The organism is Type-E symbiont of Plautia stali (assembly GCF_059731115.1).
The window spans coordinates 230,014-244,506 of sequence record NZ_AP035906.1; the positions used below are offsets into that span (position 1 = coordinate 230,014).

The following is a 14,493-nucleotide window of genomic DNA, read 5'->3' on the forward strand; positions in this document are numbered from 1 at the left end:
ACGGCTAAACATCTCAAGCAAGCGCCACCGCCACATGACTTTCGTCCAGTTCAGGCGTTCAGCGGACGGCAATGTCACTCGCTGGATGAACGTAAACGGGCTCGACCCGTTAAGCATATCTGGAGATCACTAAATGACCATTCTGAACCATACGCTCGGTTTCCCTCGTGTCGGTCTGCGTCGTGAACTGAAAAAAGCACAGGAAAGCTACTGGGCAGGTAACAGCTCACAGGAAGCGCTGCTGGCGGTGGGGTGCGAGCTGCGCGCTCGCCACTGGCAACAGCAGAAAGACGCGGGGGTGGATCTGCTGCCCGTGGGCGATTTCGCCTGGTATGATCATGTGCTGACCACCAGCCTGATGCTGGGCAATGTGCCGGCGCGCCATCAGAACCAGGATGGATCGGTCGATCTCGATACGCTGTTCCGTCTGGGACGTGGCCGCGCCCCCAGCGGCAATCCTGCCGCCGCCGCTGAAATGACCAAATGGTTCAACACCAACTATCACTATATGGTGCCGGAATTCACTCAGGGCCAGCAGTTCTCACTAAGCTGGACACAGCTCCTTGAAGAAGTGGACGAAGCATTGGCGCTGGGTCACGCGATCAAACCGGTGCTGCTGGGACCGGTCACTTACCTGTGGTTGGGCAAAGTCAAAGGTGAGCCGTTTGACCGCCTGTCGTTGCTGAAAGCGATTCTGCCGGTCTATCAGCAAGTGCTGGCTGAACTGCATCAGCGCGGTATTGAATGGGTGCAGATCGATGAACCCGCGCTGGTGCTGGAGCTGCCACAGGAATGGCGTGATGCGTTCAAGCCTGCCTACGATGCGCTGCAAGGTCATGTAAAACTGCTACTGACGACCTACTTTGACAGCATTGGTCAAAATCTCGATGTGATTAAGACGCTACCGGTTCAAGGTTTACACGTTGACCTGGTGCATGGCAAAGATGACATCCAGCATATCCACCAACAGCTCCCCGCCGACTGGCTGCTCTCAGTCGGGGTGATCAACGGCCGCAATGTCTGGCGTGCCGAGCTCAGTCGCTGGTTCGATCGCCTGCAACCGCTGGTTGGGCAGCGTGAAAATCTGTGGATTGGATCCTCCTGCTCGCTGCTGCACAGCCCGATAGATCTCAGCGTTGAAACCCGGCTCGATGCGGAAGTGAAAAGCTGGTTCGCCTTCGCCTTACAGAAGTGTGCTGAGCTGAGGTTGTTGAGCCAGGCGCTCAATAAAAACGATGCGGCATCGCTGACGGAGTGGAGCGCGCCGATTCGCGCCCGTTCTCATTCTTCGCGCGTGCACAATGCCGCAGTGGGCGCACGTCTGGCGAATATTCAGGCCAAAGACGTTGAGCGCGCCAGCCACTATGACGAACGCGCCAAAGCGCAGCGCCATCGCTTTAATCTGCCTGCCTGGCCGACCACCACGATTGGATCCTTCCCGCAAACCACCGAAATTCGCGGCCTGCGACTCGACTTCAAAAAAGGCAATATCGATGGAGGCCACTATCGCACCGGCATCGCGGAGCACATCAAGCAGGCGATTGCCGAACAGGAACGGCTCGGGCTGGATGTGCTGGTGCACGGCGAAGCAGAGCGTAATGACATGGTGGAATACTTCGGCGAAAACCTCGATGGCTTCGTGTTTACGCAAAATGGCTGGGTGCAAAGCTATGGCTCTCGCTGTGTGAAGCCGCCGGTGATCATCGGTGATGTCAGTCGTCCGCAGCCGATTACCGTTGAGTGGGCGAAGTACGCGCAATCGCTGACTGAAAAGCCAGTGAAAGGCATGCTCACCGGCCCGGTCACGATTCTGTGCTGGTCATTCCCGCGTGAAGACGTGACGCGGGAAACCCTTGCTAAACAGATTGCACTGGCGCTGCGTGATGAAGTGGAAGATCTGGAAAAAGCCGGGATCGGGATCATCCAGATTGATGAACCCGCGCTGCGCGAAGGCTTACCCTTGCACCAGTCGGATTGGGCGGCGTACCTGACCTGGGCAGTGGATGCCTTCCGCCTCAACGCGGCTGTGGCGCAGGATGAAACGCAGATCCACACGCACATGTGTTATTGCGAGTTCAATGACATCATGGAATCGATAGCGGCACTGGACGCGGACGTGATTACCATCGAAACCTCACGCTCGGATATGGAATTGCTGGATGCGTTTAAAGCGTTCGAATACCCGAACGAAATTGGGCCAGGTGTGTATGACATACACTCCCCGAACGTACCCAGCGTTGAATGGATGGAAGAGCTGCTGCGTAAAGCGGCGCAAAGTATTCCGCCCGCGCGTTTGTGGGTCAACCCGGACTGCGGTCTGAAAACCCGTGGCTGGAGTGAAACCCGGCAGGCGCTGGCGAACATGGTGACCGCCGCGAAAAAGCTGCGCGCAGAATCGGCTTAATCGTGAGAAACAGGGGCGCCTTGCAGCGCCCCTTGTTATTACGCGTTGGGTGCAACGCCATACTGTTTAAACCAGGCCAGCATGCGTGCCCAGCCATCAGCGGCTGAGTCAGCATGGTAGCTTGGGCGATAATCGGCATTAAACGCGTGTCCCGCTTCCGGATACACCACGATTTCCGCTTTGGCATTGGCGGCATGCAGTGCCTGACGCATCTTATCAATGCTCTCTAACGGGATGCTCTCATCCTGACCGCCGTACAATCCGAGCACCGGTGCGTTAAGCTCGACGGCTACATCGATAGGATGTTTTTGTTGTTTGAGGGTTTTCTCACCCTCTAACCGACCATACCAGGCCGCTGCCGCCCGCACCTGCGGATTGTGCGCGGCGAACAGCCAACTGATGCGTCCGCCCCAGCAGAAGCCCGTGATGGCCATGCGACGAATATCGCCATCGTGGCGTGCGGCCCAGTTGGCAACGTGATCGAGATCGGACAGCACCTGAGAATCGGGCACCTTGCTGACCAGTTCTTTGAACAGTGTCGGGATATCACTGTAGTCACCGGGATCGCCTTCACGGAAGTAGAGTTCAGGTGCGACCGCCAGATAGCCTTCCAGCGCCAGACGACGGCAGATATCTTTAATATGTTCATGAACGCCAAAAATCTCCTGCACCACCAGAATCACCGGTAGTTTGCCTTCATAGGATTTGGGGCGAGCATAATAAGCCGGAAGGTTTTCTCCCTGGCTGGGAACAGAAGTTTCACCGGTGTGAATAGCGTCACTGACGGTGGTAATGGTGCTGCTGGCGATGGGCTGAACGGCAGGGGCAAAGCCACCGGCTACTGATTTTTGTGCCATATTGTCTTCGGTTTTCATGGTTCTCTCCGTGCTAGCAAATGCGCAATCACGTAACTATAGCCTGCTTCAGGAGCAAGGCTGACGTAGGGTTCAGAGGGATGTGTACTTATGTTCTTCTTCTCTATTAACACTGCCACCCGAACTTACACAGCACCGCTTGTAGCAATTCAGAATTGCCGAGCTGCAATGTGTGATGTGAATCACATAATAATTTTCTGATAATGTAAGTTTCATTGTCGATGGTGAAATAAATCACATATATATATGGCGCTCTGGCGTAGAGTGACACGCATATCCCTTATCTATCAGGAGTCTGTTATGGCCCAGTCTGACGTTTTCCACCTTGGTATCACTAAAGCCGATCTGAAAGGAGCCACACTGGCTATCGTTCCCGGCGATCCGGAGCGTGTGAAAAAAATCGCTGCGCTGATGGATAATCCGCAGCATCTGGCTTCGCACCGTGAATTCACCACTTACCTGGCGGAAGTGGATGGCAAGCCGGTGGTGGTCTGTTCTACCGGGATCGGCGGTCCATCGACCTCTATTGCCGTGGAAGAACTGGCGCAGCTCGGCGTGCGCACTTTCCTGCGTGTGGGCACGACCGGGGCGATCCAGCCGAATATCAATGTAGGCGACGTGCTGGTGACTACTGCTTCGGTGCGTCTTGACGGTGCCAGCCTGCACTTTGCGCCGATGGAGTTCCCGGCAGTGGCCGATTTCACCTGCACCACCGCGCTGGTGGCCGCAGCAGAAGCCTGCGGTGCCAAAACGCACATTGGTATCACCGCTTCATCTGACACCTTCTATCCGGGGCAGGAGCGTTACGACACGTTCTCAGGACGTGTGGTGAATCGCTTCCAGGGCTCAATGCAAGAGTGGCAGCAAATGGGGGTTCTTAACTATGAGATGGAATCCGCTACACTGTTAACCATGTGCGCCAGTCAGGGGCTGCGAGCGGGCATGGTGGCGGGTGTTATCGTTAACCGTACGCAGAAAGAGATCCCGGATGCCGCGACCATGAAACAGACCGAAAGCGATGCGGTGAAAATTGTTGTAGAAGCCGCGCGTCGCTTAATTTAGTGCGCAAGGCAGCAGGTATTACGGATAAGGAATTCCCTGCTGCCATCACATTGCGCACGTTTTTCAGCTGATACTGAGAAAACAACTATGCGCAAAACGGTTTCTGCTCCGCGTCCTGCCTTTAATCATCCTTCCACGGCTGCTCAGTCTCGCATTGAGAGCGTGGCAGCGCGTTTCCGCCAGGCGATGGCGGCCTCTGATTTCCCCGTGGCACGTCAGTGCTGTGAAGAGGTTTTGCGCGTCATGCCGCAAAACATGCAGGTACTGAGTGACTATGCGCTGACGCTAATGCGCGTGGGGGAGTACAAAAAATCCTACAAAACTTATCAAAAGATCTATCAGGCATCGGCAGCGCAGCGTGCGCAGGCTTCCGACACCTGGCTCGATGGCTTAACCGAAGTGTGTGGCTGGCTGGAAAAGCACGATGAAGTGGCACGTTACGGCCGTGAGTCGCTGGAGAAGTCTGACGCGATCTTTCGTCAGGGCCACACAGTGGCGTATCCCGCAGAAGCGCCGCCGTGTTTCAATCCCACCAATCCAACTGAAAATATCATCTCTTTCAGTCTGTATGGCGGCCAACCGCGCTACTGTGAAACGCTGATCAAAAATATCGACGTTGCGCGCGAGTTCTATCCCGGTTGGATGTGTCGCATCTATCTTGACGACAGCGTGCCGCAACACGTCTGGCAGCGTCTGAAGCAGTCAAATGTCCAGTTAGTGGATATGTCACATGAGAAGACCATATTCCCGACGCTGTGGCGCTTTCTGGTGATGGATGATCCATGCGTCAAGCGTTATATCGTGCGAGATGCGGACTCCCTGCTGTCGGAGCGTGAAGTGGCGGCGGTAGAAGCCTGGCTGCAATCGCCCTGCTGGTTCCATCACATGCGTGACTACTTTACGCATACCGAACTGCTGCTGGCAGGCATGTGGGGCGGCTGTCATGGCGTATTCCACAACGTTGAACAGCAGATACGCGACTTTATCGCCCAGTACAGCGGCAGTGAACGCTTCACCGATCAATACTTCCTCAAAGTGGCGTTGTGGCCGACGGTGCGCGAAAGCCTGCTGAATCATGATGACATCTTCCGATTCCATCATGCCCAGGCGTGGCCCGCACATCCGCCAATTCGCTGGCAAACCGAGCGTTTTCACGTCGGCAGCAACGCAGGGTATTCCAGCATGGCGGGCAAGGTGGAGAATGTTGATAACGGCTGGCAGCAGGTTGAACTCACTCACAACGGACAAAGCTGGTGCTATCCCGCCAAAGTGAAGGGCAGTGAATGGCTGTTGCCGATGCCGTTTTTCCTGATTGATGCGTGGAAGGCGGGTGATTTGACGGTGAAAGCGCTGTAAATCATCTGCCAGCTACACAACTGTCTGGACATTCATACAGTAGCGACTTACCTTTTCCCTCAGCGAAACGATCCGCGGGGGGATTATGGATCAGCAACTTATCATTAGCGGTGCGCTGGCGCTGGCCGGACTGGGCCTCGGCTGGATTTTGGCCCAGTTGCGTGCCGGGCACCAGCACGCCAGCTTCACCACAGAACGCCGACTGCTGGAAGAGGCGCAACACCGTCAGCAGCAGCAGCTCGAACAGTTACAACAACAAATTCTGCAGCGCGAGCAAGAACTGCGGCAGCTTCATGGCACGCTTAGCGGTGCACAGGAACGGCTGCAACAGCTCGATTACTGGCGTGGCGAAAGCGAGCAGCTTAGCCGGGAATTGCGCAATCAGCTGGAAGTGAACAGTGCGCAAGAAGCTGAACTGCGTGAAGTCACCATCCGTTTAGAAGAGACGCGTTTTGGCGCAGAAGAGAAGCAGCGCCTGCTCACTAACAGCGAACAGCGTCTCAGCGCACAGTTTGAGAATCTGGCCAACCGCATCTTTGAAAACAGCGGACGTCGGGTGGATGAGCAGAATCGGCAAAGCCTCAACGGGTTGATTGGTCCGCTGCGTGAACAGCTGGATGGTTTCCGTCGCCAGGTGACGGATAGCTTTGGCCAGGAAGCCCGCGAACGCCATACGCTGGCTCATGAAATTCGCCAGCTGCAACAGCTTAACGCACAGATGGCACAGGAAGCGGTCAATCTCACCAAAGCGTTGAAAGGCGACAACAAAATTCAGGGCAACTGGGGTGAAGTGGTGCTGGCGCGCGTGCTGGAGGCTTCCGGCCTGCGCGAAGGTTATGAATATCAGACGCAGGTCAGCGTGCAGCTGGAACAGCAGGGCAGGATGCAACCGGATGTGATCGTGCGGTTGCCGCAGGGCAAGGATGTGGTGATTGACGCAAAAATGACGCTGGTGGCTTACGAACGCTATTTCAACGCGGAAGATGAAGCCACGCGCGAGCAGGCGATCCAGGAGCACGTTAACGCCATGCGCGGCCATATTCGGCTGCTGGGGCGAAAAGATTATCAACAATTGCCCGGTTTACGCTCTCTGGATTATGTGTTGATGTTTATTCCGGTCGAGCCCGCGTTCTTGTTGGCGATTGATCGGCAGCCAGAGCTGATCAGCGAAGCGCTGCAGCAGAACATCATGCTGGTAAGCCCTACGACATTACTAGTGGCGCTGCGCACCATCAACAACCTGTGGCGTTATGAGCATCAGAGTCGCAATGCGCAACGCATCGCCGACCGAGCTACGCGGTTGTACGATAAAATGCGGCTGTTTGTGGATGATATGAGCGGTATCGGTCACAGCCTCGATAAAGCGCAGCAGAGTTATCATCAGGCGATGAAAAAGCTGTCAGAAGGGCGCGGCAATTTGATTGCGCAAAGCGAATCCTTCCGCGCGTTAGGTGTGGAAATCAAACGGCCGATCAATCCCCAACTGGTGGAGCAAGCGCAGCCGGAAGAGGCGGATGAAGATTGGGCGGACGATCCCAAGCCTGATGAAAATGTGGCAGATTCTTCCACCGCTTCACTGCGCCGCATCAACGAATAGCACGGTGGTCGCGTGCTCGCGTAGCGCGACTCTGATACACTTCGGCAAGAATTGTTTGTGGAACAGGTAAACCCGATGGCAAATGAATCACAGCAGGAAACTACTCATTTTGGCTTTCAGACCGTCGCGAAAAGCGAAAAGGCCGATAAAGTCGCGGACGTGTTTCATTCCGTAGCGGCAAAATATGACCTGATGAACGATTTGATGTCGTTTGGCATCCATCGTGTCTGGAAGCGTTTTACCATCGACAGCAGCGGCGTGCGTCGTGGTCAGCGTGTGCTGGATCTGGCCGGCGGCACCGGTGATTTGACAGCAAAATTCTCTCGCCTGGTGGGCGAGACGGGTCAGGTCGTTTTGGCGGATATCAACAGCTCGATGCTGAAGATGGGCCGCGAGAAGCTGCGCAATATGGGCGTGTCAGGCAACGTCAGCTATGTGCAGGCCAACGCCGAAGCGCTGCCGTTCCCGGATAACTATTTCGATTGCATCACCATCTCTTTCGGTTTGCGTAACGTCACCGAAAAAGAGAAGGCACTGGCCTCGATGTTCCGGGTGCTGAAACCAGGCGGACGCTTGCTGGTGCTGGAGTTTTCCAAACCGCTGCTGGAACCGCTGAGCAAAGCCTACGATACCTATTCCTTCCACATCCTGCCGCGTATTGGGCAGCTGGTGGCGCAGGATGCCGATAGCTATCGCTATCTGGCAGAATCGATTCGTATGCATCCCGATCAGGAAACCCTGAAGGCGATGATGAACGATGTGGGTTTTGAAAATACCACTTACTTCAACATGACCGGCGGTATTGTGGCGTTGCATCGCGGCTTTAAGTTCTGATTGATCATGACTTTTACCCCGCTAATCACGGGCGGCCTTGAAACCGCCCTCAATCGTGTTCTGTATCGTGATCGTAGCCTGAAAGCCGCGCGTCAACGTCTGGCAGGTAAAGTGCTGATGCTGCGCCTGCAGGAGCTGGATTTCCCTCTGGTGCTGGTGTTTAGCGAATCGCAGCTGGATGTGCTGAGTGACTGGCAGGACAGCAGCGACTGTAGCGTGAGTCTGCGCCTTAGCACCTTGCCGAAACTGCGCGATCGCCAGCAGCTGACCAGTTTGATCCGTAGCGGTGAGCTGGACGTGGAAGGCGATCTGCAAGTGGTTCAGCAATTCTCCGCGCTAATGGATCTTGCTGAGCTCGATCCAGCCGAGTATCTGGCGCCGTGGATCGGCGACATTGCTGCGCAGGGTGTCAGTCAGGCTGCTCAGCAGGCGCTGAAATTTGTGCAGCAACAGGTGACACGTCGGCAGGATTATCTCGGTCAGGTGCTGACGGAAGAGTGGCGGGTTGCGCCCGGTGCACTGGAGCTGGCGTGGTTCTGTGAAGAGGTTGAAGCGATGGAACGTTCGCTTAATGCGCTCGAAGCGCGTTTAGCACAGCTGGAGGCGAAATGACGCTGGGAGAAATTCGGCGCTTATACTTCATCATCAAGGTCTTTCTGACTTACGGGCTTGATGAACTGATCCCTCACATGCGCATCACGTTGCCGCTTCGTATCTGGCGACGTTGTATTTTCTGGATCCCTAACAAGCACAAAAATGAATCGACGGGCGTGCGCATTCGTCTGGCAATGGAGCAACTTGGTCCAGTGTGGATCAAATTTGGTCAGATGCTTTCGACGCGCCGTGATCTCTTCCCACCGGCCATCGCCGATGAACTGGCGGTGTTGCAGGACCGCGTGGCGCCTTTTGATGGGCTGAAAGCCCAGCAGCAGATTGAACAATCCATTGGCGGTCCTGTCGACACCTGGTTTGACGATTTTGATATTAAGCCGCTGGCTTCTGCTTCGATTGCGCAGGTTCACACTGCCACGCTTAAGTCTAACGGCCGTGACGTAGTGATCAAAGTGATTCGTCCGGACATCCTGCCGGTGATCAAAGCGGATATGAAGCTGATTTACCGCATGGCGCATTGGGTTCCTCGTCTGTTGCCGGATGGTCGTCGTCTGCGCCCGGTTGAAGTGGTGCGCGATTACGAAAAGACCCTGATTGATGAACTCAATCTGCTGCGCGAATCGGCGAACGCCATTCAGCTGCGTCGTAACTTTGAGCAGAGCCCGATGCTGTATGTGCCGGAAGTGTTCTCGGATTACTGCAGCGAATCGATGATGGTGATGGAGCGTATTTACGGCATTCCCATTTCTGATGTGGCGACGCTGGAGAAGCATGGTGTCAACATGAAGCTGCTGGCAGAACGCGGCGTGCAGGTGTTCTTCACCCAGGTGTTCCGCGATAGCTTCTTCCATGCTGACATGCACCCCGGCAACATCTTCGTCAGTTATGACCATCCAGAAGATCCGCAGTACATCGCGATTGACTGCGGCATTGTCGGCTCGCTGAATAAAGAAGATAAGCGCTATCTGGCGGAAAACTTCATTGCCTTCTTTAACCGTGATTACCGCAAAGTGGCGGAACTGCACGTGGATTCGGGCTGGGTGCCGCCGGATACCAATGTGGAAGATTTTGAATTCGCCATTCGTACCGTCTGTGAGCCGATTTTTGAGAAGCCACTGGCTGAGATTTCATTTGGCCACGTGCTGCTGAACCTGTTTAACACCGCGCGTCGCTTCAATATGGAAGTGCAGCCGCAGCTGGTGCTGTTACAGAAAACATTGCTCTACATCGAAGGGATTGGCCGTCAGCTTTATCCGCAGCTCGATCTGTGGAAAACCGCGAAGCCGTTCCTCGAAGACTGGATCAAAGATCAGATCGGTATTCCTGCGATTCTGCGCGCAGTGAAAGAGAAGGCGCCATTCTGGGCTGAAAAACTGCCGGAGTTGCCTGAACTGTTCTACGACAGCATGCGTCAGCATAAATTATTGCAGCACAGCGTCGATAAACTGGTCAACGATATGAATGCGCAACGCACGCGCCATCACAAGGCACGTTATCTGTTTGGTGTAGGGGCTACACTGTTATTAAGTGGCACCGCGGTGCTGTTAAGTCGACCCGACTGGGATTTCTTCCCCGCCTTATTAATGGCCGCTGGCATCGTCACCTGGCTGATAGGCTGGCGCAAGACAAACTGATTGTTTGCCTGGTGCAAATCGCGTAATGTCGCAGGCTAAAGCCCGAATTCATACGGGCTTTCTGTGCGTTTCAACTCAAAGTTTTTCACAGAATATTAGAGGCATATCTCATGGGCGGTATCAGTATTTGGCAATTGTTAATCATTGCCGTCATTGTTGTTCTTCTGTTCGGTACCAATAAACTTCGTAACCTGGGTTCGGATTTAGGTTCTTCTATTCGTGGCTTCAAAAAAGCCATGGGCGATGAAGACGATAAAAAGGATCAGCCGAAAGAGCAGGACGCTGACTTCAACGCCAAGACTCTGGCAGACAAACAGCAAACCTCGGCGAGTAAAGACGACGCCCGGGACAAGTAAGGGTTAACTGTGTTCGATATTGGTTTTAGTGAACTGGTATTGGTGTTCGTTATCGGGCTGATCGTTCTAGGCCCGCAACGATTACCGGTTGCGGTGAAAACCGTCGTGGGCTGGATTCGGGCGATTCGCTCCCTGGCTGCTAACGTGCAAAACGAACTGGCGCAGGAGCTGAAACTGCAGGAATTGCAGGACAGCCTGAAAAAGGTCGAGGAAGCGGGCCGTGGCTCACTGTCACCGGAACTGAAAGAGTCGATGGAAGAGTTGCGTAAAACCGCCGATTCGATGAAGCGTTCTGTACAGCAGAGCATCGATATCGAGAAAGCGGAAGATGAAGCGAACACCATTCATCAACCGCCGTCTGCAGGCACCTCTTCTGCACCGGTAAGCCAGCCTCCGGTCACTCCCGCGGCGGCAGAGCATCAGGCCAGCGCACCGGCCCAGGCACCTCAGGCGGTGACGGCAGAGCACAAGGCCAGCGCACCGGCTCAGGCACCTCAGGCAGTGGCGGCAGAGCACAAGGCCAGCGCACCGGCTCAGAAACCTCAATCGGTAACAGCAGAGGCTGCGGCACCTGTTAATACCGCGCAGAATGCGACGCCCACCCCCACCGTAAAAGATGAAAGATAAACATGGCCGTTGAAGATACCCAACCGCTCATCAGCCACCTGATTGAGCTGCGTAAGCGTTTGCTGAACTGCATTATTGCGGTGTTTGCTATCTTTTTGTGCCTGGTTTATTTCGCCAACGACATCTATCACTTAGTGGCTTCGCCGCTGATTAGCCAGATGCCGGCCGGTGCCAGCATGATCGCCACTGACGTGGCTTCACCGTTCTTCACCCCCATTAAGCTCACCATCATTGTTTCGGTGTTCCTTGCGGTGCCGGTGATCTTGTATCAGGTGTGGGCTTTTGTGGCGCCTGCGCTGTATCGCCATGAGCGTAAGCTGGTGATGCCGTTACTGTTCTCCAGCACGCTGCTGTTCTACGTTGGCGTGGCCTTCGCGTACTTCATCGTGTTCCCGCTGGCATTTGGCTTCTTTGCCAAAACCGCGCCGCAGGGTGTCACCATCGCTACCGATATCACCAACTACCTCGACTTCGTCATGACTATCTTCATGGCATTTGGTGTGGCGTTTGAGGTGCCGATTGCGATTGTGCTGCTGTGCTGGACCGGCATTACCTCACCAGAAGATTTGAAAAAGAAACGTCCTTACATGCTGGTGGGCGCGTTCGTTGTTGGGATGCTGCTCACACCGCCGGATGTTTTCTCGCAAACTTTGCTCGCTATTCCGATGTACTGCCTGTTTGAAGTCGGCGTATTCTTCTCCCGTTACTATGTGGGTAAAGGGCGCAAGGCGTCAGATTCAGAGGATGAGGAACAAAATACCGAATCCTGACAAGGCATTCCCGCAAGCGAGCGGGATGAGCGTTAAGAATCTAAACCGCCCACACATTGGGCGGTTTTTATTTGGGAGAAGACATGTTTGATATCGGTGTAAACCTGACCAGCACGCAATTCGCAAAAGATCGCGATCAGGTGGTTAAACGCGCGCGCGAAGCAGGCGTCACCGGCCTGCTGATTACCGGCACCAATGCGCTGGAGAGCCAGCAGGCGCGTCAGCTCGCGGCAAGGCATCCAGGCTACTGCTGGTCTACAGCCGGCGTGCATCCGCATCACGCCAGTGAATGGTCGGCAGACACGGCGAACACGCTGCGCCGTCTGGCTGAGAGTGAGCAAGTGGTGGCCATCGGTGAATGCGGCCTCGATTTTAACCGCAATCTCGCGGCGCACGACCAGCAGGAATACGCCTTTGATGCACAGCTGGCGCTGGCAGCAGAGTTACAACTGCCGGTGTTCCTCCACTGCCGCGAAGCACACGATCGTTTTGTGGCAGTGCTGGAGCCGTGGCTGCCGAAATTGACGGGCGCGGTGGCACACTGTTTTACCGGCACGCGTGATGAACTGGAATCGTGCCTGGCCTTGGGCTTATCGGTGGGCATTACCGGCTGGGTGTGCGATGAGCGGCGTGGACTGGAGCTGCGGGAAATGCTGCCGCTGATTCCAGCAGAGCGTCTGCTGCTGGAAACCGATGCGCCTTATCTGCTCCCGCGTGATATGCATCCACGGCCGCCTTCGCGTCGAAACGAGCCCTGTTTCCTGCCGCATATTGTGCAGCAGGTGGCGAACTGGCGTGGGGAGGAGGCTGAAGCGCTGGGTGCGCAGGTCAATCACAACGCACGTCAGCTGTTTAAACTGGTTTAAAGCTTACGGAACTGTTTGTTGTCGACGCTGCGCATCACTTGTTTGTTGAGCAGGTTTAGCAATAACACCGAGCGGGTTTCGCCATCAGGCTCGGCAAAAATAGCGCGCAGCCCCTCAAAAGTCCCTTCGGTGATGATCACTTCATCACCGCTTTGTGGCGTTTCTGGATCCAGCATAATTTGCGGCACATCGGTTTGCAGCGCTTCAATCACTTCGCTGGAGACCGTCGCCGGTTGCGCGCCAAAGCGCACAAAGTGGCTGACGCCGCGCGTGCTACTGATGGTGGTGGTGTGAATCGCTTCCGGATCGAATTCGATAAACAGATAGTTGGGAAACAGCGGCTCACTCACCGTGGTGCGTTTACCGCGCACAATCTTTTCCAGAGCGATCATCGGGCTGAGGCAATTTACCTCCTGCCGCTCAAGATGCTCTTTCGCGCGCAACAGCTGTCCACGTTTGCAATAGAGTAAGTACCAGGATTCCATAACTGCTCCCAAATATTGGACGCTAAGAATAACAAACCTGCTGTCAGAGTTATAGCGCATCGGCCAGTGGAAACGCGGCTGTGAAATAAAAATCACTACGAATTTTCCGATTGGTGCGGCTTATTAACGCTTTCTTGCAAGAAAATTGACGGCTGATGACCATCTGTATCAGACTCCTTCCCCATCTTTCGCTCTCATTTGAAAAAGGACTGGCTGATGGAACTGTTCTTATTAAGTAATGGCAAAGTGGCCGAAGACGCGCCACTGTTGAGCTACGCTCACCCCCAACTGCACGCGATGATTGCGCAGCGCGGCATTACGTCGGCGGTGCTGGTGCCTTATGCCATTATTCGTGGCGACCATGCGCAGCGTGCACAAGACCTGTCTGACTCATTGGGTATTCAGGTGCGCACCGTGCATGAGTTTGACTCCCCGGTGGCAGCGATTGAACAGGCGGAGTTGATCCTGGTGAGCGGCGGCAACACCTGGTTCCTCAATCAGATGCTGCATGAGCACGGACTGATCGTGGCGATTCAGCGTGCCGTGCGTGAGCGAGATGTGCCTTACGTCGGCTGGAGCGCCGGTTGCAATGTGGCTACGCCATCGATCCGTACCACCAACGATATGCCGGTGCGCAGCAGCGTGGTCTTGCCTGCATTAGGTCTGTTCCCGGTGCAGATCAATCCGCACTATCTGGATGCTCACGTCAGCGGGCATATGGGGGAGACGCGGGATGAGCGTCTGGCGGAGTTTTGTGCGGTCAACCCACATGAGTCGGTGATCGCCCTGCGAGAAGCCAGTTTCCTGCACGTCAGTGAAAACCGCCTGCGTTACTACAGCGCGCGGCGAAGACTTTAAAGTGTTCCGTCATGGTGAGCCAATCGCCGCACATCACGATGTGCTGGCCATTCAATCGCTGGTGCCTTTCTCCTGTCAGCCAGCTTGAACCACAAACCACAACACGCCAGCGTGAATCAGACCTATAATGGCCAATTCACTCTGGCTGGAAGCTAAC

13 protein-coding genes and 1 pseudogene are annotated in these 14,493 nt (G+C 55.1%); 12 read left to right on the plus strand and 2 right to left on the minus strand.

Annotated elements, in window-relative coordinates:
- The first annotated feature begins 133 nt into the window (after positions 1 to 133).
- Positions 134 to 2,404, plus strand: coding sequence for a 5-methyltetrahydropteroyltriglutamate--homocysteine S-methyltransferase (metE, locus tag AC6I8L_RS01030; RefSeq protein WP_058960355.1), 2,271 nt, complete (start codon positions 134 to 136; stop codon positions 2,402 to 2,404).
- A gap of 38 nt (positions 2,405 to 2,442) precedes the next feature.
- Here the strand turns inward: metE and AC6I8L_RS01035 are convergent, their stop codons facing one another.
- Positions 2,443 to 3,279, minus strand: a complete 837-nt coding sequence (locus AC6I8L_RS01035) for a dienelactone hydrolase family protein (RefSeq protein WP_058960354.1) — start codon at positions 3,277 to 3,279, stop codon at positions 2,443 to 2,445.
- A 300-nt stretch (positions 3,280 to 3,579) separates the two neighbouring features.
- On the opposite strand from AC6I8L_RS01035, the gene udp reads away from it, so the two are divergent.
- From udp to tatD, 10 genes are all read left to right on the plus strand, one after another.
- Complete coding sequence (gene udp / locus AC6I8L_RS01040) at positions 3,580 to 4,341, plus strand: uridine phosphorylase (RefSeq protein ID WP_038643781.1); 762 nt, start codon at positions 3,580 to 3,582, stop codon at positions 4,339 to 4,341.
- 87 nt (positions 4,342 to 4,428) lie between these two features.
- On the plus strand, positions 4,429 to 5,697 hold the full coding sequence (locus tag AC6I8L_RS01045) for a tetratricopeptide repeat protein (RefSeq protein WP_058960353.1): 1,269 nt from the start codon (positions 4,429 to 4,431) through the stop codon (positions 5,695 to 5,697).
- A gap of 85 nt (positions 5,698 to 5,782) precedes the next feature.
- Positions 5,783 to 7,294, plus strand: coding sequence for a DNA recombination protein RmuC (rmuC, locus tag AC6I8L_RS01050; RefSeq protein WP_058960352.1), 1,512 nt, complete (start codon positions 5,783 to 5,785; stop codon positions 7,292 to 7,294).
- 75 nt (positions 7,295 to 7,369) lie between these two features.
- Complete coding sequence (ubiE, locus tag AC6I8L_RS01055) at positions 7,370 to 8,128, plus strand: bifunctional demethylmenaquinone methyltransferase/2-methoxy-6-polyprenyl-1,4-benzoquinol methylase UbiE (RefSeq protein WP_058960351.1); 759 nt, start codon at positions 7,370 to 7,372, stop codon at positions 8,126 to 8,128.
- A 6-nt stretch (positions 8,129 to 8,134) separates the two neighbouring features.
- On the plus strand, positions 8,135 to 8,740 hold the full coding sequence (gene ubiJ / locus AC6I8L_RS01060) for a ubiquinone biosynthesis protein UbiJ (protein WP_058960350.1): 606 nt from the start codon (positions 8,135 to 8,137) through the stop codon (positions 8,738 to 8,740).
- A complete protein-coding gene (gene ubiB, locus AC6I8L_RS01065; protein WP_058960349.1) occupies positions 8,737 to 10,374 on the plus strand; it encodes a ubiquinone biosynthesis regulatory protein kinase UbiB in 1,638 nt (545 codons plus the stop codon). Before ubiJ ends, ubiB begins: the two co-directional genes overlap by 4 nt.
- A 110-nt stretch (positions 10,375 to 10,484) precedes the next feature.
- Positions 10,485 to 10,730 carry a Sec-independent protein translocase subunit TatA gene (gene tatA, locus AC6I8L_RS01070; RefSeq protein WP_038643775.1) on the plus strand — a complete coding sequence of 82 codons (246 nt, stop codon included), beginning with the start codon at positions 10,485 to 10,487 and terminating at the stop codon, positions 10,728 to 10,730.
- Between the two features lie 9 nt (positions 10,731 to 10,739).
- A complete protein-coding gene (gene tatB / locus AC6I8L_RS01075) occupies positions 10,740 to 11,357 on the plus strand; it encodes a Sec-independent protein translocase protein TatB (protein WP_058960348.1) in 618 nt (205 codons plus the stop codon).
- A gap of 2 nt (positions 11,358 to 11,359) precedes the next feature.
- Positions 11,360 to 12,127, plus strand: a complete 768-nt coding sequence (gene tatC, locus AC6I8L_RS01080) for a Sec-independent protein translocase subunit TatC (RefSeq protein ID WP_038643773.1) — start codon at positions 11,360 to 11,362, stop codon at positions 12,125 to 12,127.
- Between the two features lie 83 nt (positions 12,128 to 12,210).
- The gene (tatD, locus tag AC6I8L_RS01085; RefSeq protein WP_058960347.1) at positions 12,211 to 12,993 is read left to right on the plus strand and encodes a 3'-5' ssDNA/RNA exonuclease TatD; all 783 of its coding nucleotides are present in this window, start codon (positions 12,211 to 12,213) and stop codon (positions 12,991 to 12,993) included.
- Here the strand turns inward: tatD and rfaH are convergent.
- The gene (gene rfaH, locus AC6I8L_RS01090) at positions 12,990 to 13,478 is read right to left on the minus strand and encodes a transcription/translation regulatory transformer protein RfaH (RefSeq protein WP_038643771.1); all 489 of its coding nucleotides are present in this window, start codon (positions 13,476 to 13,478) and stop codon (positions 12,990 to 12,992) included. The two genes, tatD and rfaH, sit on opposite strands and share 4 nt — an antisense overlap.
- A 216-nt stretch (positions 13,479 to 13,694) precedes the next feature.
- Between rfaH and pepE the strand changes: the two are divergent.
- Positions 13,695 to 14,424, plus strand: a pseudogene (gene pepE, locus AC6I8L_RS01095) (dipeptidase PepE).
- Positions 14,425 to 14,493: the final 69 nt, after the last annotated feature.

Excerpts from the sequence above, each read along its gene's own strand:
- tatD (WP_058960347.1), top strand. The coding sequence starts at position 12,211 with ATGTTTGATATCGGTGTAAACCTGACCAGCACGCAATTCGCAAAAGAT.
- tatC (WP_038643773.1), top strand. The coding sequence starts at position 11,360 with ATGGCCGTTGAAGATACCCAACCGCTCATCAGCCACCTGATTGAGCTG.
- AC6I8L_RS01035 (WP_058960354.1), bottom strand. The coding sequence starts at position 3,279 with ATGAAAACCGAAGACAATATGGCACAAAAATCAGTAGCCGGTGGCTTT.
- metE (WP_058960355.1), top strand. The coding sequence starts at position 134 with ATGACCATTCTGAACCATACGCTCGGTTTCCCTCGTGTCGGTCTGCGT.
- rfaH (WP_038643771.1), bottom strand. The coding sequence starts at position 13,478 with ATGGAATCCTGGTACTTACTCTATTGCAAACGTGGACAGCTGTTGCGC.
- ubiJ (WP_058960350.1), top strand. The coding sequence starts at position 8,135 with ATGACTTTTACCCCGCTAATCACGGGCGGCCTTGAAACCGCCCTCAAT.
- udp (WP_038643781.1), top strand. The coding sequence starts at position 3,580 with ATGGCCCAGTCTGACGTTTTCCACCTTGGTATCACTAAAGCCGATCTG.
- ubiE (WP_058960351.1), top strand. The coding sequence starts at position 7,370 with ATGGCAAATGAATCACAGCAGGAAACTACTCATTTTGGCTTTCAGACC.
- tatA (WP_038643775.1), top strand. The coding sequence starts at position 10,485 with ATGGGCGGTATCAGTATTTGGCAATTGTTAATCATTGCCGTCATTGTT.
- ubiB (WP_058960349.1), top strand. The coding sequence starts at position 8,737 with ATGACGCTGGGAGAAATTCGGCGCTTATACTTCATCATCAAGGTCTTT.
- AC6I8L_RS01045 (WP_058960353.1), top strand. The coding sequence starts at position 4,429 with ATGCGCAAAACGGTTTCTGCTCCGCGTCCTGCCTTTAATCATCCTTCC.
- rmuC (WP_058960352.1), top strand. The coding sequence starts at position 5,783 with ATGGATCAGCAACTTATCATTAGCGGTGCGCTGGCGCTGGCCGGACTG.